Annotated in this window: 9 protein-coding genes; all 9 read right to left on the reverse strand. The window is 33.7% G+C overall.

Going from position 1 to position 22,297, the window contains the following annotated elements; translation table 11 throughout:
• Positions 1-61 precede the first annotated feature (61 nt).
• The 9 genes from BLR17_RS12370 to BLR17_RS12410 all read right to left on the reverse strand — a co-directional run bounded on the left by BLR17_RS12370 (position 62) and on the right by BLR17_RS12410 (position 22,294).
• Positions 62-2,341, reverse strand: coding sequence for a glycoside hydrolase family 127 protein (locus BLR17_RS12370; protein ID WP_066330119.1), 2,280 nt, complete (start codon positions 2,339-2,341; stop codon positions 62-64).
• A gap of 20 nt (positions 2,342-2,361) precedes the next feature.
• Positions 2,362-4,818: a glycosyl hydrolase family 95 catalytic domain-containing protein gene (locus BLR17_RS12375; protein WP_066330121.1), complete on the reverse strand. Its 2,457-nt coding sequence runs from the start codon at positions 4,816-4,818 to the stop codon at positions 2,362-2,364.
• Between the two features lie 353 nt (positions 4,819-5,171).
• Complete coding sequence (locus BLR17_RS12380) at positions 5,172-5,855, reverse strand: DUF4962 domain-containing protein (protein ID WP_066330122.1); 684 nt, start codon at positions 5,853-5,855, stop codon at positions 5,172-5,174.
• 8 nt (positions 5,856-5,863) lie between these two features.
• On the reverse strand, positions 5,864-9,514 hold the full coding sequence (locus tag BLR17_RS12385) for a thrombospondin type 3 repeat-containing protein (RefSeq protein ID WP_066330123.1): 3,651 nt from the start codon (positions 9,512-9,514) through the stop codon (positions 5,864-5,866).
• A gap of 304 nt (positions 9,515-9,818) precedes the next feature.
• Positions 9,819-10,502 carry a fibronectin type III domain-containing protein gene (locus BLR17_RS12390; protein ID WP_066330124.1) on the reverse strand — a complete coding sequence of 228 codons (684 nt, stop codon included), beginning with the start codon at positions 10,500-10,502 and terminating at the stop codon, positions 9,819-9,821.
• An 8-nt stretch (positions 10,503-10,510) separates the two neighbouring features.
• Entirely contained in the window at positions 10,511-15,904 is a 5,394-nt protein-coding gene (locus BLR17_RS12395; RefSeq protein ID WP_066330126.1) for a glycoside hydrolase family 98 domain-containing protein, read from the reverse strand.
• A gap of 462 nt (positions 15,905-16,366) precedes the next feature.
• Positions 16,367-17,425 carry a DUF5627 domain-containing protein gene (locus BLR17_RS12400; RefSeq protein ID WP_066330127.1) on the reverse strand — a complete coding sequence of 353 codons (1,059 nt, stop codon included), beginning with the start codon at positions 17,423-17,425 and terminating at the stop codon, positions 16,367-16,369.
• 25 nt (positions 17,426-17,450) lie between these two features.
• Positions 17,451-19,256 (reverse strand): RagB/SusD family nutrient uptake outer membrane protein, encoded by a 1,806-nt coding sequence (locus tag BLR17_RS12405; protein WP_066330130.1) that lies wholly within the window; start codon positions 19,254-19,256, stop codon positions 17,451-17,453.
• 17 nt (positions 19,257-19,273) lie between these two features.
• Positions 19,274-22,294: a SusC/RagA family TonB-linked outer membrane protein gene (locus BLR17_RS12410; RefSeq protein WP_217635903.1), complete on the reverse strand. Its 3,021-nt coding sequence runs from the start codon at positions 22,292-22,294 to the stop codon at positions 19,274-19,276.
• Between the last annotated feature and the right edge of the window lie 3 nt (positions 22,295-22,297).

Raw genomic sequence — 22,297 nt, forward strand, 5'->3', positions numbered from 1 at the left:
AATTTATTATAATCCATTATAGATTAGGCACAGTTATTTTTTCTCTCTCTATTTTATTCGTTTATTTCACAATTCTCAATTGATAAAACCTCGGACTACTATTTCCTTCTTTAGCTGTTATTTTAACGTCAACAACTTCAAGTTTATCAATATTTATCCTAATCATTTTCTTTTCTACAGAAACTATATCAGCAGACTTTTCATTAATAAGAATATCAATTTTATTTATTTTTAAATCATCTAAAACACTTATTTCTAAAAACTTTCCCTGATTATTTTTATTCTGCATTTGATACGAAATATACGAACGGGTGCTTCTCCAGAACTTACCATCATCATAACCGGAATTACTTTTTTCGCCTTTGTAAAGATGATCTACTTCAGGTTGTTGCTCTCCGCAATTTATTTTATCTACTGTTTTAGCTTCAATAGCCATAGCTTCAATCTCTTGTTGCTTCAATAATGCTTGTTTTTCTTTATATTCATCTTTCGAATAGGTTTGGAAATACATTTGATAACGTGCATCATGCACTTCGAAAAAAGGTTCTAATTCTAATGAATCTAAACTGAAACGCATATTACCCAAATCCTTAAGTCTTGAAACATAACTTGATTTTTCCCCAACTAATGCGTATGCTTTGTCTAAAGGAATATACTTTCCTCTTGTTGCATGTCCCATTCGGTTATTATCAGCAAATAATCCATCTAATCCTTCAGTAGATGTTTTGGCGGCTAATACAATCGGTCCATTGACAAAAGCTCTCCAGTTTGATCCATCAGGCAGACTTTCTAAATGTGTAGCAGTTTTAAATTTAATGGTTATCTTATCACCTGATTTCCATTTTCTTGTAAGGATAACATAAGTAGAAGGTTTAGTAGTTATTTTTTGTGCTTTTCCATTTACCAAAATCTCGAAATTTTCAGCCCATTTTGGATAACGAATATTCAAAGCAAAGCTTTTAGAATTCTTCAATTTTACAACAAGTTCTGTATTGTTCTCATAAGGGAATTTTGTAGTTTGTTCTAATTGTATTCCTTTTTCCTCCCAGTTTAAAGTTGAAGGAATAAAAAGATTCACAAAAACATCATTATCCGAATGGCTATAAATTAATTCACCATATTTAGTATGATTTTCAAGTCCTGATCCTACACAGCACCACATACTTGTTTCTGGTTGAGAATATACTCTGTAATGATTAGGTCGAATAGGTGTAAAATAAACAAATCCTCCTTTTTCAGGATGCTGACTAGATAGAATATGATTATAAAGCGTACGCTCATAAAAATCAAGATAACTGACATCATTTTTATCCAAAAACAAAGCTTTACTCAAGCGTTCCATATTGTAGGAATTACAGGTTTCAGGACCTTGATTTGACTTCAACATACCTCTAAAATCATCTATAGGATTAAAATGCTCAGCCACACTATTCCCTCCAAAAGCTACACTACGCTTTTGCGTAACATTTTCCCAAAAGAATTGTACTGCGTCTGACCATTCTTTATTAGCTGAAAGAGTTGCAATTTTCTCAAAACCAATAACCTTAGGTATTTGTGTATTTGCATGCAGCCCCGTTAATTTATCCTCTTTTTTCAATAGAGGATTCAAAAAAGCCTTGTGTGAAATTTTTTCAGCTGTTCGAAGGTATTTTTTATCTTTTGTAATAATATACAAATCGGCAAAAGATTCATTTATACCTCCATGCTCTGTTTTTAAAATTTTTTCGATTTGCTCATCAGAAAGTGGACGAATTAATTCAATAAACCAATCTCCTAATTTTATTAAAATGTCTTTTGCTTTTTCACTACCCGTATAATGATAAGCATCATTTAAACTTGCAAAAAGCTTATGAATATTATAAATAGGAACCCAAGTATTGTTCAATCCAAAACCACTGCCATCAATATCTCCATTATGAATTCGATCCCAAAAAACTTTTCCGTTAGGAACTCCTCCTACATAACCATTACCATTTTTTTCCTGACAACGTTCCAATTCAGAAAGCATGTAATCTAATCTGTTTTTTAGTTCAGTATTTCCCGTAGAGGCATACATCATCGATAATGCCGACAGGTAATGACCTCCAATATGTCCATCAAGCCCTATACTTTCCCAATTACCATATCGATCAGCTTTTGTAGGAATACCTGAAGCCAGTAAATAAGGAGCTAAAAGTTTATCAGGATTAAGTTCTAAAATATATTTAAGATCAACATCCTGTGCTTTTTTAAATGGTCCCTCTTTTAACCTTACTTCTTTCAAGTTAAATGATTGCATTTGAGCTAGAACAGAAGAAGCCATAAACAATACAACCGAACAATATAAAATTCTATATTTCATTTTAAGGAATTACTATAAAATTATTTAATTAAAAAAGTATATGTTTTACCTTTCGTAGTCATTACATCATATAAATAAGAGGGCTTAATATCTAAAGGTTTTATATTTGATTCTTTAGAAATAATAGGCTTTTCAATCTCCTCAAATTGATAAAACACATTTGAGTTAACTCCTGATGCTTTTTTCAAATTTTTATTATCCTTTAAAATAATCTCATTTGGAGTTCTCAATCTTAAGTTTCCACCAAGATTAGACTGAATACTTACCGCGATTAATTTTCCCTGTTTCCATTTCAAATCTTTTATTTCAAAACCGCCTCTAGCCCTCAAACCACTTATTTCACCATATTCACTTAAAGCATCCGGTAAAGCCGGGAGCAACTGAATAGCACCATCTGAACTTTGCATTAGCATTTCGGTAATCCCTGAAGTACAACCAAAATTTCCATCGATTTGAAAGGGCGGATGTGCGTCAAAAAGATTATTATAGGTCCCTCCTCCTTCATTTATTCCAAGCGGAGTTAATTGATTTTTTATCAATTTGTAAGCATGATTTCCATCTTGCATTTTAGCCCACCAATTGACTTTCCATCCCATACTCCAACCTGTTGATACATCGCCACGTTGCAGTAGCGTGTTTTTTGCCGCGGCAAAAAGTTCTGGAGTCCTGTAAGCAGAAATTTGATTGGAAGGATACAAACCATAGAGATGTGAAATATGACGATGATTGTCTTTAGGATCATCCACATCATCTAACCATTCCTGTAATTGATTGTACTTCCCAATTTGCATGGGTGGTAACATTTTACGCATTTTTTTAAGACTATCAGCAAATTCTTTGTCTTTTCCTAACACTTCTGATGCCTTTATAGCAGTACTGAATACATCAAAAACGATTTGATTATCCATCGTAGAACCCGCAGTAATCGCTGAACCCTGATGTGCTTTTGGAGCATTTTCAGGTGAATTTCCCGGAGCTACAACTAACCAACCATTTGCCGGATCCTTAACCAAAAAATCAGAATAAAAAATGGCTGCACCTTTCAGCACTTCATATACTGATTGAAGAATTTTTTTATCCCCTGTATATAAATAATGCTCCCATACATGCTGACTTAACCAGCCTCCACCGGCATTCCATACTCCCCATGTTGCACCATCAACCGGACCATTTATTCTCCATATATCCGTATTATGATGCGCCACCCAGCCTCGGGCTCCATACATAACTTTAGCCGTTTCTTTTCCTGTTTGAGCTAATTCCTGAATCATTTTCAAAAGAGGCTCATGCATTTCTGACAAATTGGTTTTCTCTGCCGGCCAGTAATTCATCTCCGTGTTTATGTTAATGGTATATTTACTATCCCAGGCAGGTTTCAAACTATTATTCCAAATCCCTTGAAGATTTGCCGCCTGACCTCCAGGTTGTGAAGATGAAATCAACAAATAACGTCCATACTGGTAATACAAAGTCACAAAAGACGGATCTAATACATTTCTAAAATTAGCTAGTCTTTGATCTGTTGGTAATTTAGCCTCTTCTGTAGCACCTAAATCAAGTGTAACTCTTTTGAAATACTTTTGATAATTAGCAACATGAGCCGTTTTCATCTTATCAAAATTCTTATTAAACGCTTTATCCAAAAAGGATTTTGCCAGTTCACTTTCTTTACCACTAATATCCTTATAATTAACAAAGTTAGTTGCGATAGCAACATAGATTACTACTGAATTAGCTTTCTCAATTTTTATGGAACTATCAGTATGATTTACACTACCTCCATCCACTTTAAATCGGGCAAGTGCATTGAAATTTACCTTTCCTTCTACTCCCTCATGATCACTGGTTGTACCCAAAAGAGAAAGTTCATTATTAGCATTAACTACTAATTTTTGTTTTTTATGTTGAGAAGTAAAAGCTGCTGTAAAAGATAATTCTCCAGGTTTATCAGCAGAAAGTTTAATCACTAAAACTCTATCAGGAAAGGATGTAAAAGATTCTCTGGTGTAAGTAATTCCATTTACTTTATATACAGTTTTTGCAATTGCTTTTTCAATATCCAACTCTCTGTAATAATCAGTATAACTTTCTTGATTTGAAAAACTCAATTCTAAATTCCCCACAGGCTGAAACATTTGCCCATGCGATTTTTTAGTTATTATATTTTCATTTATTAATTTTTCAGACTTTTTATATTCTCCCTGAAAAAGCAAATTTCTTATTTCTTCTAAAGCAACTTTTGCATTCGGATTATCATTCCTGTTAGGACTTCCACTCCAAACGGTACCTTCATTCAATTGAAAAATTTCTTTTTCCACATTTCCATAAACCATAGCTCCTTGAAAACCGTTCCCTATAGGTAACGCATTTTCCCATACACTCCCAGAGGGTGTATTATACCAGAGTTTTAAATCGTTTTCCTGAGCAAATAAAGAAATGTTAAAAAACAACAGAAGGTTTACTAAATAATTTTTCATAACTCTTTTAGTCCCACATTTAGGAGAAATTTAAATACATTAAAACCAATTAACAAAAGTGTTAATATCACACTTTTAAAATTGTTTAAAAAAACCCATTTAGGGAAATTCTACTTTTATAAAACAAATATAAACAGATAAATGAGAATAAACAATCGGTTGCGTTATTTTTTTACTCAAAACAAAAAATAATTAAATCATTTTTATGTTTAATATAAATTTTATCTGAAATTATTTGAGAAACCCAATAGTGAGCTTGAATTAAATTAATAAAACTTATGTCGGTTAAAAAAAAACAATGAAGCCAAAGACCTCATTGTTTTTTAAAAATTGGTTGGTGGTTATTAATTTGATTATTGAACAGTAAAATCCCAAACCGAACCGATTGTAGTTCCTCCTTTACCATCTTTAACAACAATTTTCCAATAATACTTTGTTCCTGTTGTTAATGAAGAAGCTGTATAAAAAGCTGTTGTTAAATCGGAAGCTACTTTTTGAGTAGGAGCATTTGAGGTTCCTAAATACACATCATACGACAAATTATCATTATCGGCATCGACTGCTGTCCAACTTAAAGTGGTTGAACTACCGGAAACATTCGAATGCAAAATCGGTGTTTTTACTTCTGGTATAAATGGCAAATGGTTTACTATCCCCTGACTTTCAGTAAAAAAAGTATAAACCGCTGTGTATTTATCTGATTTATTTTTAGAATCAATGGCTTTCACCCGCCAATAATAAAACTTCCCTTTCTCTAAAGACAATGACTTACTGAGCAAGGTAGTCGTTGAAGTAACTACATTTTTAGTAAAAGCATTATCTGTGGCAACATCCAGTTGATAAGTAATCGCATCATTTTGAGCATCAGATGAAGCATTCCATTTAAATTCAACTGTATTGTCTATACAAACCAAATTATTTGTTGGATAAACTAAACTTGGAATAGTCGGTGGAGTTTGGGCATCGCCCTCATCTCCACCACTACTACAAGAAGAAAATAGTGTAAAACTCAATATAATTAAACTTATTTTTTTCATATCGCAAACTACTTTTTAATGATTTTAATTGTCTCTAAAGGATTCGATTGTATTCTAACAAAATAAACTCCGGCAACTTCTTTTCCTAAATCTAAATGTACTTTTCCATTTTCAATGGTATAAACTGATTTAGAAATTAATGTTCCTGTAACAGTATAAATTCCTATTTCTACTGAGCTGTCATTAGTAGGTAAATAAACGTCAAACGGACCATCTGTAGGATTTGGAACCGCTTTAACCAAATCAAACAAAGTAATCGTTTTGGCATAAGTACCCTCACATTCCTTCGAAGTTGTAACTTCTAATACATCCCCATTTCTTACATCGACACCAAAACTAGAATCATTGGTTTCAAATTGTAATACTCCATTAACATTTACCTGATAAGGAGCGGTACCTGACTGAATTTCAACCATTAACTTTTCAGATGTTGATGTTGTTTTAGCTGTAATAGCCGCACTTGCTGGAATGACTATAGAATAGCATTGTTTTGCACTTGTTCCCGAAGCGTCAATACATATATCATAAGTTCCCGGATTAAGGTTCGTTAAGGCTAAAACTTTATTGGTAAAAGCTTTAGGGCTTCCGTTAACAGTTGCTGAATAAGTCAAATTCTGACTGGCAGTGATAGTTATTTGACCATTGTTCTTATTTGGACAACTTTCGCCAACTGCTTCAATAGAATAATTTGTTGAACCTAAAGCTATGCAACCATTGGCATCGACTGCCTGACCACTAGGTGTATTAGGACAAAGATCAGCACTGTTCTTAACTCCATCGCCATCATCATCTAATTGCCCTACAGCACAACCTGAAGCATTAACACTTTGACCTGTTAGCGTATTTGGACATAAATCAATATTGTTCTTAACGCCATCATTATCATCATCTAATTGACTTTGAGCACAACCTGAAGTATTTACACTTTGACCTGTTGGTGTATTTGGACATAAATCAACGCTGTTTTTAACACCGTCGCCATCATCATCTAATTGACTCTGAGCACAACCCGAAGCATTAACTGACTGACCTGTTGGTGTGTTTGGACAGATATCCAGACTATTTTTGACACCATCATTATCATCATCCAATTCACTCTGAGCACAACCAGTAGCATTTACTGCCTGACCTGTTGGGGTGTTTGGACATAAATCTAAATTATTTGGAACACCATCACCATCACTATCATCTGAAATATCAAATTTAAGAGGGAGAACTTCTGCTGTATATGAATTTTCAAAAGTGATATATGCAGTAAATGGATTCATCTCTGAAAGAGAAGAAGCTGTTACTGTATAGAATCCAGAAACACCATTAACTGTTTTAAATATATAACTTTTCACAGGGGATTTATAGTTGATATACACAGGAACTAAATTATTTACAGTAAGATTTTTAGGCGTAGAAACAGCTCCGCTTCCGGTAAAAGTAAAAGTTCCGTTTGCACTAATTAAAACGGGGGTGTTAGCAGGAATAATTCCGTTTTTGATTGATGTACAAGAAACATTTGCAGATGACGTTACCATATTATAAGCAGTAACTCCTATTGGAATCGATGCTTCAAAGGGCAATGTCAAAGTTCTGTACCCTGCAAAAACTCCTGTGTAAGTGGCTGACATAGCATTAAAATTAAATGGAACACTAAAATCCCCTCTTTGATCAGCTAGTGAGAGTAAATTTGCATTATTGTTTGCAATAACATTCGTTGTAAGCCCTGTATAACCTTGAGGCACATAATAAATACTGTTCTTATTTGCAGCTAGTTGATACCAATTTTTACTTTGAGGAATTACCGTGACATCACGTAAATCAAGAGAAGTACTGTAGCTATTTGATAAAGCATCTAATAAGCTACTATCGCCATCAGAATAAACTCCTGAAAATTTAGAAGCTTTTTCGTTGCCAATATTTAAATATACATCTCCAAAATTCATCGTAAGTACCGAACTATAATTAGAATTCGTAAGACTAATAATTCCTTTAATACCATCAGTCAATGTTGCTGTCGAAATATCTAAGACAATATCAAAACTACCAGTGGCAGGAAAAGTTACTCGTCCGTAATTCTTACTTTTTACAACTCCTGCGGCGTTTACATAGATAAGTGTCGTATTGTCAGAATAGCGATTAGCGGATGACGTTGCACTATTCACACGCATTATTAATTTAGTATATCTGTCATCCAAAGCAATATAACCATTTGTTGCGTTAGTATTTGAACTAAATAAAGGATTTGGATTAGACCATGTTTTAGTTTGTCCACTAATTTTATAAGTCGTTCCAAATGAAGCGTTAGAAGTTGGCTGGACATCAATCTTATTATAATGAATATCTTCCCCAATCATATTCGATTGTGGTCTGTCACTATTTTTATTAAAAACAAAAGTGATAACACTAGAAGCTTCCACAGTTACAACAGGACGAAAAGTTTGTTCATTATAAACAAGATTAGAAATAGTATAATCGCTCGTAGCATTTGTAAGCGTTTTTGTTCCTGAAATTGTATAGAAAGGCAAATCTACAGTTAGCGTAGAAGAAGTAGATGCCATATTATATACAAACAAAATAATTTTATTTCCATCTTCAGAAATATATGAAGATCCTTTTAAAACACCTTCATCTGTCCATGTTGCATCGATTCTGGTCTTTCCGGTAACATTTTTAGCTAATTGCTGAAGAACACGACCTCTTTTAGTAATTTCACCATCAACAGAACCATTAGTTCCATCACCCATCAATCCGTAAAAACGCTTGGTAGCATAATGAATCCAGGCATTCACATTTCCTAATAATGCATCATTTACACTTTTAGCGAAAGAAAAACCATCTGTATTCCAATCAAAATTTCTAGGTGTAGTACTACTAGAAGAATTCCAATTAATAAGATACTCTGTCTGCCAGATTTGTTTGTTGTAATTTTGAAATTGCTTATAGACTGATTGTATTCCACCATACTGATGTCCTGCATACACTTCAAAATTAGCCATTACTTCAGGCTTTAAAAAGGCATTTGCATAATTATCTGAAAAACCAACACTCTCGGGTGCTATTACTTTACAATTGATAAGATGTCCGTAGTCTTTCACAAAAGTAGCAATCTGATCAGGAGTCCATATACATCCTTGATATAATGCTTTTTCGTCTGGTTCATTCTGTATAGAAATATAATCCAACTCTACTCCATTGTTTTTAAGATAAGTTACAAACTCATCCAGATATAAAGCATAATCTCTATAATATTCTGGCTTTAAATATCCTATCTGCTGTACGCCATCAGCATCTACATATACTGCATTAATATGGTTATTAGTTTTCCATTCCGCCGGCATTGTCCAAGGGCTCCCAAAAATTGTAAGTCCCATAGATTTTGCAAGTTGTGCAGTAGCTAACACCGCATTCCAATTATTTTTGTTTTCAGGAATATACAAACGCATAATATTGTAACCTGCCTCACTACTTGCACCCCAAACCTTTTGAATTTCTGCTGGTGACATATGGTTATAAGCAAATTGAGGACTATTTACAAATCCACCAAATCCGGTAATTTTCTGATAAGCTATATTCTTGTCAATTCTGACTTTTGGATTCTGTGCAAACCCTAGACCGCAAAAAATTATACCCGCAATAAATGCTAGCTTTATTTTAATTTTTCTTTTCATACATAGTAGAATTATTGTTACATAATTAAAGTGGATAGATTTTTTTTCTTCATTAAGTAAAAAATCAAGTTATAAATCAGGAGAGAAACAAAAAAAAAACAAACAACTAACATTCAGTGTTTTACAAATCACAAAGACATAAAAAACTAATCATTAGAAAATCAAGAATATCTCCTAAAAATCGTTTACTATTTTTTCTTGATTCTATTTCAAGAGATATGAGACCGTCCTAAAATTTGGATAGTCTCATATCAAACTTCTTTTATTGAAAAGATATTTATAAGATAATTGCTATGTGCAAAACTTACTGTTTAGTAAAATCCCAAACCGGACCGATTGTAGTTCCTCCTTTACCATCTTTAACAACAATTTTCCAATAGTACTTTGTCCCTGTTGTTAACGAAGAAGCTGTATAAGAGGCTGTTGATAAATCGGAAGCTACTTTTTGAGTCGGGAGATTTGAAGTTCCTAAATACACATCATACGACAAATTATCATTATCGGCATCTACTGCTGTCCAACTTAAAATGGCTGAACTACCGGAAACATTAGAATGCAAAACCGGTGTCTTTACTTCTGGTATAAATGGTAAATGATTTACTATCCCCTGACTTTCAGTAAAAAAAGTATATACCGCTGTGTATTTATCTGATTTGTTTTTAGAATCAATGGCTTTCACCCGCCAATAATAAAACTTCCCTTTCTCTAAAGACAATGACTTACTGAGCAAAGTGGTCGTTGAAGTAACTACATTTTTAGTAAAAGCATTATCTGTGGCAACATCCAGTTGATAAGTAATCGCATCATTTTGAGCATCAGATGAAGCATTCCATTTAAATTCAACCGTATTGTTTATACAAACTAAATTATTTGTTGGATAAACTAAACTTGGAATAGTCGGTGGAGTTTGGGCATCGCCCTCATCTCCACCACTGCTACAAGAAGAAAAAAGTATCAAACTCAGGATAAACAAACTTATTTTTTTCATATCGCAAACTACTTTTTAATGATTTTAATTGTCTCTAAAGGATTCGATTGTATTCTAACAAAATAAACTCCGGCAGCTTCTTTTCCTAAATCTAAATGTACTTTACCATTTTCAATGGTATAAACCGATTTAGAAATTAATGTTCCTGTAACAGTATAAATTCCTATTTCTACTGAGCTGTCATTAGTTGGTAAATAAACGTCGAACGGACCGTCTGTAGGATTTGGAACCGCTTTAACCAAATCATACAAAGTGATAGATTTAGCAAAAGTTCCTTCACATTCTTTAGAAGTTTTCACTTCTAATAAATCCCCATTACTTACATCTACACCAAAATTGGAATTATTGGTTTCAAATTGTAGTACTCCATTAACATTTACCTGATAAGGAGCAGTACCTGACTGAATTTCAACCATTAACTTTTCAGCTGTTGATGTGGTTTTAGCGGTAATAGCCGCACTTGCAGGAATTACTACAGAATAACATTGTTTAGCACTTGTTCCCGAAGCATCAATACATATATCATAAGTACCTGGATTAAGGTTCGTTAAGGCTAAAATTTTATTACTAAAAGCTTTAGATACTCCATTAACAGTTGCTGAATACGTCAAAGCCTGACTGGCTGTGATGACTATTTGACCATTGTTCTTATTTGGACAACTTTCGCCAACAACTTCAATAGAATAATTTGTTGAACCTAAGACAATACAACCATTAGCATCCACCGACTGACCTGTTGGTGTATTTGGACATAAATCAACACTGTTCTTAACTCCGTCGCCATCATCATCTAATTGTCCTGTAGCACAACCTGAAGCATTTACACTTTGACCTGTTGGCGTATTTGGACATACATCAATATTGTTATTAACGCCATCATTATCATCATCCAATTGACTCTGAGCACAACCAGTAGCATTAACTGACTGACCTGTAGGTGTATTTGGACATACATCAACACTGTTTTTAACTCCATCATTATCATCATCTAATTGCCCTACAGCACAACCTGAAGCATTTACACTTTGACCTGTTGGTGTGTTTGGACATAAATCAACATTGTCCTTAACGCCATCATTATCATCATCCAATTGACTTTGAGCACAACCAGTAGCATTTACTGTTTGACCTGTTGGTGTGTTTGGACAAAGATCAACACTGTTCTTGACACCGTCATTATCATCGTCTAATTCACTCTGAGCACAGCCCGAAGCATTAACTAACTGACCTGTTGGTGTATTTGGACATAGATCAATATTGTTCTTAACACCATCATTATCATCATCCAATTGACTCTGAGCACAACCGTTAGCATTTACACTTTGACCTGTAGGTGTATTTGAACAAAGATCAACATTGTTTTTAACGCCATCTCCATCATCATCTAATTGACTCTGAGCACAACCTGTAGTATTTACCAATTGACCTATTGGTGTATTTGGACAAATGTCTATATTATTTGGTACACCATCATTATCATCATCCGTTTCCAATGTTGCTGATTCATCTAAACCTGAAAAAGCAATATCGTCCATATAAAAGTCCAGACTGTTAACAGCTAAACCCCACACAATTTGTGTAGCTCCAGCTGAATAGGTCGAGCTACCATCGGTAGTAGAACCTGCTGTAGTCCAGTTTACTCCATCAGTTGAATACTCAATTTTTAATGCAACACTACTACTTCCTGAAGCAGATGCTCTGTACCAAATAGGCTTATTAGGAATTGGATCCAAACTTACAGTTGTATTAATCAAAATTGTTAATCCACTTGATGTAGAGCGATAAATCCTAAATTGTGAATCTGTTCCTGTATTATATACTAATAATAAATAACCTTCCATGATCCCCTGAACATACCCAGTTGATGTAGTGCCTATTTTGCTAGTATTACCTCTTAACAAAAAGCCTGTTTTATACTGAGTTGATTCTGATCCAATGTATTGTTTCCATGTTACAGAATAATTTGTAGCTGTTTTAGAAAAAGCATTCAAATCTATTACTCCGGTAGCATTTTTTTGTCCTACACCGTAAGGCTTAATAACATTACTTGTATAATTGTTGGCATCTGTATAAGACACAACGCCAGCTGTTGCAGTATTCCCTACTCCAATAGTAGCATTGATTGCGGCAGGGGTTGTTGCTGATGTAGTAGCCACATCATTTGTAAAATCATATTTAACAAATAGTGGGCTTTGATCTACTTTACCTGTCAAAGTTATTTGACGGTCTATTGCATTAGTAGTTCTTACTGAAATTACACCTGTCTTTTTACCTGTTGACAATCCAGAGGCCATACGAACAAATATTGTGGTGTTTGCCACTGCCCCATTAGTTTGCGGCAATATAAGTTTAGACTGGTATGTGCCATTAGTACTCAAAGACAGTTCGTAATTTACCGGAGCTTCAACAGTTATATCTCCTGTAAGTGAACTGCCTGACACAGAAAACACTTGACTAACTGATGGTCCTGAACCCTGAACATAAGTAAACCCTTCGATGTCAAGCTTAGATATGGTTGTGCTTGATGAAGAAAATTTAATATCGTCCATTACCCAATTGAAATTGTTAGCCCCTAATCCCCAGACTAATTCTGAACCTCCTGAGGTATAAATAGCATCCTGAAATGTGGTTTGTGAAGCACCTTCCCAATTTATCCCGTCTGCAGAACATTCAAAAATTAGCTGATTTCCAATTGCAGAAGCCCTAAACCAAGCCGGCTGACCCGGCATTACTTTTAGAGTCGTGGTTGTATAAGTTGGTTTAGCTATAATACTATTTGTACCAGCAACATAAGGCATAAGCGTAATAGTACCATCTGAATTATTTGAAGCAATAAACATATACCCTTGTTTCATACCTACAGCATAAGGACATGAGCCATTCTCCCCTGTAGCTCTTAATAAAACTCCTTTTTTTGCACCACTTGTAGAATAGTACTCTTTCCAGGTAACAGAATAATCTTTGGCATCAGTCTGAAACAAATCCAAATCGGCTACAGCTGTTCCGTTAGTTGATCCTACAGAATAAGCCTTAAAAGTATTACTGGTATTATTATTTACATCTTTATATGATATTACACCTGCACTACCACTTTTTACGGTAATTAAATTAGCCGCCGGCAAGCTAGCACTCGTAGTAGCTACATCATTTGTGAAATTATAAACACCATTATTTTCATTTTGTGAAAATGTAATATTGTCAAAATAAATAGTTGCCAAACCTGCCGCATTGGCTTCTAATTTTATTTCATTATCTCCCTCATTCAATTCTACATTTTGTGATATTGTTAACCAGGAACTTTCATCATTGGTTTTATTAAATATTGGAGTTGCTACTTTAATCCCATTTACATATAAATCAATAGTTGTAACTGACGAAATTGGAGCTGTATATCGTATCTTAAGTTGATAAGTCCCTTTTCTTAAGGCGTTGATTACATCTTTTATACTTGCTGCAGCATTTGTTCCAAAATTTAAATATCCCTGCCCCTGATAATTTCTTATAGAACCATTTTGACCACCCGTAATAATGCTATTGATATTTTTATAATCAAAATGTTCTGCTTCATTTTGACGGGGTCCAATATAAACTGAAGGTTTACTCGGTTCAATTAGCTTAGCTTCTGTATAAGTCGATAAACGTCCTGTTGCAGTACCCGAGCAATTCACTGTCAAATCAAGAGGACCATTATGCTGAACTGTTAAAGTAAGTACCCCGCCAGACCAGCTTTTTGTAATAATACTCGCCTGATGGCTAGCTCTATCCTGATAAGAATAAGTTGGTTCGGTAGTGCTTCCATATATTTTGATGATATCTGTTTTCAACGTAGCATCATACTCATTATAATTGGTTAAATAGAAATTAACTTTATTTGAAAATTCCTTAATTATTCCCGCTGTGTATTGTGAGTAAGTCAGCTCTACTTTTTCACAGGTATTGTATTTAAAAGGAATACTTCCAGTGGCAACTTGTCCAACTGTTTTATATGGATTATAAGTTACCCAGCCGTTTTCATGTCTTCCTACATATAAATCTCCTGTATATTGTTCAGGAAACAATGCATTTAACTCGGTTTGCTTAGAAGCTATGGTTGGCCATTTAGTAGTATAATTTGATTTATTTATCTGAACATTAAATGACTTCGCCTCAGTATCATCTAATTGAAATACAGTTGGAATTGTTGGATATCGTCCTGTTTTCTTAAAGAAAGTCTTATTGTCTTTAAGATTTCCATCACCATCCATACGATAAAGCCCTTCGAACAAAGTTTCAGGAGTACTATAAATATCATCCGGAGTACCCGATTGAACATCATTAACAATTACAACCTTAGTTCGGTCAATAACTTCAGTTCTGGATGGAATACGAACCGTTCCATCCAATATTTTACGAAAAATATCTACAGAAGTATTATCAAATTGAGGAAAAGTTTCCCAATTTCGACTTGTATAACCATTTGATGAAGCTATACGGTTTGTTTCACGGAAACACTGTGTCCATATAAGCTCCGGACCATCTATTACGGTTTGCCCTGTGAGCATCATGTGTTCAAAATGAGGCACAGCAGCAGTAGCCATTGTAAATCCTTCATTGACACCACTGGCATTTGTCCACCCTGTATCATCATAACGGATACCATAATTTCCACTATAGCCTGAAAGATAAGAACCCAAACAAATACTCTCCATATCAGACTGATAGGAAGTTTGAGTGTATTTTTCGGATAGTATATAGTTTTCAGTATAATCCCGACAAGCTTTGGCAAAAGCAGGATTACGTTTCATCATACCAATAGGATTTATAGAAGGACTCCATTGGTTTCCACACCAACTCACTGACAGATACCCTCCATACTGATTACTCAATTTTAATAAATTGGCAAAGTGAGACATTCGAGTAGACCAGGATGGCGAAAGCGGATCGCTGGCATCATCATATCCCCAGAATTGTTCGGCATAATTAAATCCTATAAAATTGGGGTATTCTTTATAAAACTCTTCATAAACCGAAAGGTCAAAATCTGAAAACTGAGAATAGCCACCACTAGAAGGCTGAATCATAGTCCACATTCTATTTTGTGCACAAGTTCTCAGCCATGATTTAGCAATTTCATAGCCATATTCAGCAACTTTAAATTGACTAGTGGCTACATCATGACTAATCGATAGCGAAATATTCATAACCACATAAGGACGAATATCAACAGGTATTAAATCAATAATTTTTTGAGGATCAGCATAATTCCATGTATCAATATGGATTAGCCACATGGGCTTATTGGGAGAAACAGGCCGTCTTAAAGGAGCATTTTGCTGAGCATAAATAGCATGCACAGACAAGAAAAAGAATATTAAAAAAATATTCGAAGCTAAGAGCTTATTAAAAAGTATTTTTTTTCTCATTATTAAATTATCTCAAATTAAAAATTAAATCCACATAACTAAATAACCAATAACACAATACCAACTAAGAAAACCTTCCTAACAAAGTATACATATAATCTCTACTTGTATATAATAAAAAACCTACACGAAAAAATTAAAACAATAAGTATCCACACTATTTGAGAAATCTGCAGGAACAAAAAGTTTTTGCATTCTACAAATTTCTAATAGCTAATTTTTTATATATAAAAGATTGGTTAAATAAAAAACTTTAAAAAAACGGGAAGATTTTGATTTTAAAATTGAATTAGAAAATATTAAAACAAAAAAGAACTCATGTCTAATATTCTAATACAATTTTATAAAAACAATCGGATTGAATAAAATTAAATTCCTCCAATCCGATGATTAAATTTGTGAGAGTGCTTTTATGTAAAACGCTCTCACAAAATATTTACAATACACTCAATTTATTTTGAATTATTGAGCAATAAAATTAAATGTTTCCTTAACAACGCCCCTGTTTCTCATTACCAGAGTATCTTTAGTTTGGGTTGTAATTCCTTTCCCTGGGTGATTTATTGTGTAATCCAAATAAAGAACATCTCTATCTACATTACCAAAGCTGTTTTTCTCTCCTTTTTTCACAAACTTACCAGTTCCTGTAGCTGTAAAAGTAGCAGGATCAGATGAAACTATAACACAATTTCCATTATCATCAAAAGTAATATCAAGAGTACAAGTATAACTAGCTCCACCAGCATCTTTTAATGCTACAGGAAATTTCAATAGTTTGAGAGAACCCGTTGTTAATTGAACCAACCATGTAGCAACATTTGATGTCGCTGCGTCATAAGTTTGTACATCAACAGGATGTCTAACAATGGTTGTGTTCAAATTTCCAGTAAAAACATCCTTACCTCTTCTTAAATAATAACCATGCCAAGGGTTTATATATTTCACTGCATATAATACATAATCTTTTGAAAGAACATCCCATTTAAGAGTATTTAACCTTCTTGGTTGTGTACCCGCAATAACTGGTTTACCATGCAAAATAGTATCAGCATTGACAACCGTTGTCATTAATAAAGGAATTACATAATTATTTTGTAAAGACAAAGGATCATTGAAAAAAGCATCTGTAAGTTGAACTTCAACACCACCGGAAATTTGACCTTTATTAATTACAATTTGATTTGAAGCCAAAGTATAATAATTATGAGGCATCGGACGTATAGCTCTCAAAGGTGAAGTACCTGCAAAATTGAATCGATTAGGAATTGTATCTGCAACAACAAAATCGATAACCACATCTTTTTTATTCTCATAAACCCCTGACAAAGTAGCCATAATTTTGCATTTGTGTTCAAGATCTAAACTATTATCAAAAATATCCTCCCCTAAGGTAATAGTTCTAACTGGGTATTGATAGGGAAAATAAACAGCTGAATAATCATAATCTGGAAATGAAATTGGATCATTTTCACATCCAGTTATTGATATTAAAATCAATAAAAATAAAATTAGTTTTTTCATATTTTTTTATCATTAAGGTCTATTACTAATTATTCCAACCATCATTTTGTACTAAGTTAGAGAATTTTCTTGTTTCACTATAAGGGATAGGTCCAAAGTACATATGATCTGCAAATATTCTATTTTCAACGTTTACAGGAGCACCATATACAGGACTTGCAGATGTACCTGAAACTATAATTCCTTTAGCTGGAGTATTTAATTCCGAAAGAGCAACTTTCCAACGACGTAAATCCCAAAAACGGAATCCTTCAAAACATAATTCTAAACGTCGTTCGTTGCGAATTAACGCCCGCATAGCCACTTTATCTGATTTAATGGATTCTAAATAAGGATCTGTTGTTATCCCTAAAGCTCTTTTACGAATTGCTTTAATTATATCATAAGCTGTATAACCGTATCCTTTGGGATCCGAAATGGATCCCCAGGCTTCATTAGCTGCTTCAGCATAGTTAAGATATATCTCCGTATAACGAATTCGAGGTTTGTAATGCATTTGTGTATTTCTTCCAGAAGGATTATAATTCACATCCTGTCTCAATAGTTTTTTCATATAGTAACCTGTTCTAGTAGAAGTTGGCAATACATTTACAGCATCATTTCCTGTAGTCATATTAATTGCTGCATTAGTTACACCTGCTGTATTACCATGATATAAAATAAATTCTTTTAGACGTGGATCACGATTAGCATAAGGATTTGTTTGAATATAAACTGTAGAAGAATGTGTTATAGGATAGCCATTTTTATCCGGAAAAGCATCAACTAAATTTTGAGTTGGGTTAATATTTCCACTTCCAAACAATGTTGGAGGAAAATTAGCTGCCTCTAAAGTATTATCATTAGATGTACCTGCTCTCCAAAGACTTTCTGGTGAATTAGCTCCTGCAGTTAACGCACTAATCTCAGCAGTATTTCTATACCAGGCTACCCCACTGTTAAAAGTTGAAGGTAATCCAGCAAGCCCTCCTTTAAGAGCAATTATTTCTGCAGCATATTGAGCAGCATCTTCCCAAGTTCCATTGGAACCATTAGCTGAACCATCAGCAAAAGCCGGACTAGCTGCTAATAAAGCTACTTGAGAACGAATAGCTTTAGCAATTCTTCCACTCATTAGTCCTAAGAATTTTACTCCCATAGCACGATTAAAAATGGCTGTAGTCATTCCTGTTGTATTGTATCTTGCTGGAATATTTGCTGTATTAGTAACATCAACATAATCTAAAGGCAAAAGATTAATTGCATTATTGATATCACTGTAAACTTGAGCTGTACAGGTATTAAAAGTCTCTCTTGGTACATTAAAATTTGAATTTAAATTTAACTCCGTCAAATAAATTGGTACACCAAGTAACTTACCATTAACCCAACCTGCATGAGACTGTAACAAATTATACATAAAAAGTGCCCGAAGCCCATATGCTTCTCCTTTAATTCTGTTTTTAAACAAATTATCAACCAATGGATCCTCTGCAAATGTCATCTTTTCTACTTCAGATAGTACTATATTCATATATTGAATTCCTGAGTAACAGGAACTCCAACGATCTGCTGCATTATTCGACGCACTCCATTGTCCGGTTGCTAACCTTAAAAAACCATTTGTTGTAACATTGGTAACGGCATCATCAGTAGCCACTTCACTAAAAGACCAACCATTAGTAGGAATCCTAGTATAACCTTGTGTTAATAATCCCAATCCAAAATTAGGATCTGCATATGTAGTATTCTTATCACGTAGATTTTCCTGAGCAGGATCGATAAGATCTGTACAGCCCACAAATAACATGGATACAACTAATATTGTAAATATGTTTCTATTTTTTATCATTATTCTAAATTTTAAAATTAAAATGCTGCTGTTAAACCTAAACTATAATATCTCGTTTGTGGAGCACTGCCAATATTTGTTTCCATATAATTTCTTTCTTTTGAAATCAACAACAAATCACTACCATTTACATAAATCCCTAAATTACTAACGAATGTCTTGGCTAACCATGTTTTAGGAAAATCATACGATAACTGAACTCTGGATAAATTAATTCTATCGTTTTTATACAACCAAAAGTCTGAATTACGGAAATTATTATCACCATTATTACCTGTTGACAAACTTGGATAGGTAGCAGTTTCAGCAGTTTCAGGAGTCCAACGATTACGCATTGCTGCAGAATACTTGGCATTATTTCCGGTTGCCCAATAATACGAACTGTTTTTGAAAGCATAAGATCCACTTGTACTATTTGCTAATACGAATAATGAAAAATTATTCCATTTAGCTGTTACATTAAGTCCTAAAGTTAACGGAGAACCTGAGTAACCACCTCTTCCCAAATATACCTGATCATTATTGTCTACGATTCCATCATTATTAACATCAACATATTTAATAGAACCTGGCTTAATTGCTCCAAATGACTGTGGTGCAGGTGCTCCTGGTTCTTTATTAGCCATAGCTGTTATATCAGCTGCCGTGAAAAAGCCATTACTTTTTAATCCCCAAAGTGCATCAATTGGTTTTCCCTGACGGTATTGATAATTATCTTCATAAAGAACATCATTTCTGGTTGAGGCTTTTGTATCATAATAAGTAGCTACAAATCCAACATTTAAATTTAAATTTTGAATTTTCTTGTTATATGAAATACCAAGATCAAATCCCTTACGCTCATCTCCATTATAATTAGTATAAGGAACAAACGATGAAGGAGATGGAAATTGTACTGATAAGAAATTTGGATAAGCATTCACATTTTGAAGAGGGATACCAATCAATTTATTATAAAAATAGGAAGCATTAATTTGAAACATATTTTTAAATAAACTAGTCTCCAATCCTACACTATAATCCTTTCTTTGTTCAAAACCCAAACCATAATTTTCTCCACGGATAATATCAGTTGTTCTAAGTTGACGCCCTTCCTGCCATGAAAAATATGCCCCATTACTAGTACTATAAATACTTCTGAATAAATTGTATCCTGTATTAGGATCATAATCTAAATCCGTATTTAAAATTCCGGCACTTGCGGTTAATTTCAAATCATCAATAAAACTGGAGTTTTGTAAAAATTTCTCATTACTAATTCTCCATCCTACAGAAACTGTTGGTGAGAAAGCTTCACGGTTTCCTTTAGCAAATCTCGATGAGTGTACTTGGTTTTGAGTATAGTCTAAATAATATTTATTTTTGTAATTATAATTAAACTGGAAACCTAAGTTTGCATTAGCTACTGCATGATACACCTCAGATTCAGCCAGTGTATAACCATGAGCCACCAAAAGTGTTGAAAAATTATGTACCTTATTCAAATCGAACTTATACTTGAATACTCCCGAAAAAAACTTTGTTTGACGTTGATAAGCATCATACAATGAACGGACATTACTTTTGGTATCAGTACCCTGTTTTGTCAACATTGAAATATAATCACCATCGGCATCAGTTGACCAACCAGAAACTGGATCTGCTAAAGTGCCCGTAATATAAACTGCGTAGGAATTATCATTAATATTTTGACTGTATGATGTATTATAATCAATACCAAACTGTGTATCAAAAGTTAAACCTTTTAAAACTCTATCTAAATTAAAATTTAATGAAGCATCAAATTGGTATTTACGAGTGGTTGCTTTGTTTATTCCTCTTGTATACACATCGGCAATTGGGTTAGTTAATTGCGTTGAAATTCCTCCCAATAAGTATTTACCATCAATAATATGCAATGCACTTCCTAAATAACCCAGTGTTGTTGCATTTGGATTTCTTAAATAACTTATCGGTATCAAAGGAGTAATAAGATTAGGTCTAAAAGTAGCTGCATTACCCCAATAATTACCCTGTGCAGAATTCCTATCATAAAAAGTAACACTAGTGTTGATTTTACTAGTAATCATACTACTTAACTTAATATCCAGATTTCCTCTAATATTAAAACGGTTTTCTCCTTCTTTTTTTCCATTTCCGAAATTAAGCAAAGATGTAGTATTATAATTCCCCACATTCACATAAAATTGTGCCATATCGTTACCTCCAGTATACTCTGTAACTACCTCCGAACGGGTAGCATATTTTTTTAAATAATCTGAAGAATAAAAATCAACATTAGGATAACGATAAGGATTAATACCTGATGCAGAATTAGTAATTTCCTCATTAGTATATAATGCAGGTAATCCATCATTAGCACGAGCCTCATTGAATAAAGTCATGTATTCTGAAGAATTTAGATATTCTGCATAACGTTTAGGAACCATAATTCCAGTATTCAATCTAACATCAAATCTGTTCTTTTTTTCAAGACCTCTTTTGGTTGTTATTGAAACTACTCCTTTGGCAGCACGACTACCATACAAGGCAACTGCAGCAGCACTTTTCAAAACCGTAATTTGGTCTATCTCCGATGGCATTACATTAAATTCATCACGTGGTATCCCATCTACTAAGACTAATTTTGAATTCATTCCCCAAATACTTCCATGATAACCTGGAATATAACTCCCTAAGTTATCTAAACTATAAGTGGTATAATTACTAGCTAAATTATCAACTATATTGATACTTGAAACTCCTCCAAGTATTTCTGATTTATCCACCTTATTAAAAGCAACCTGAACCATATTTGCATTAGTTGATTCTAACACTATGGTTTTTAAATCAGATTTAGCCTCAACTGAGACTGCTTTATATCCAGTTGCATTTATTATCAAAGGGGTGTTTTTGCCAACGGATAAAGCAAATTCTCCACGATCATTTGCCACACTAGTCTGATTATTATCTCCAATAATTATAGCTCCGGAAATATGCTTACCTTTATTATCAAGCACTACTCCTGAAACCAGTATTTTGCTATTTTGTGCACTCATTTT

This window comes from Flavobacterium glycines (assembly GCF_900100165.1).
GTDB classification, from domain to species: Bacteria; Bacteroidota; Bacteroidia; order Flavobacteriales; family Flavobacteriaceae; genus Flavobacterium; species Flavobacterium glycines.

Excerpts from the sequence above, each read along its gene's own strand:
- BLR17_RS12370 (WP_066330119.1), bottom strand. The coding sequence starts at position 2,341 with ATGAAATATAGAATTTTATATTGTTCGGTTGTATTGTTTATGGCTTCT.
- BLR17_RS12375 (WP_066330121.1), bottom strand. The coding sequence starts at position 4,818 with ATGAAAAATTATTTAGTAAACCTTCTGTTGTTTTTTAACATTTCTTTA.
- BLR17_RS12380 (WP_066330122.1), bottom strand. The coding sequence starts at position 5,855 with ATGAAAAAAATAAGTTTAATTATATTGAGTTTTACACTATTTTCTTCT.
- BLR17_RS12385 (WP_066330123.1), bottom strand. The coding sequence starts at position 9,514 with ATGAAAAGAAAAATTAAAATAAAGCTAGCATTTATTGCGGGTATAATT.
- BLR17_RS12390 (WP_066330124.1), bottom strand. The coding sequence starts at position 10,502 with ATGAAAAAAATAAGTTTGTTTATCCTGAGTTTGATACTTTTTTCTTCT.
- BLR17_RS12395 (WP_066330126.1), bottom strand. The coding sequence starts at position 15,904 with ATGAGAAAAAAAATACTTTTTAATAAGCTCTTAGCTTCGAATATTTTT.
- BLR17_RS12400 (WP_066330127.1), bottom strand. The coding sequence starts at position 17,425 with ATGAAAAAACTAATTTTATTTTTATTGATTTTAATATCAATAACTGGA.
- BLR17_RS12405 (WP_066330130.1), bottom strand. The coding sequence starts at position 19,256 with ATGATAAAAAATAGAAACATATTTACAATATTAGTTGTATCCATGTTA.
- BLR17_RS12410 (WP_217635903.1), bottom strand. The coding sequence starts at position 22,294 with ATGAGTGCACAAAATAGCAAAATACTGGTTTCAGGAGTAGTGCTTGAT.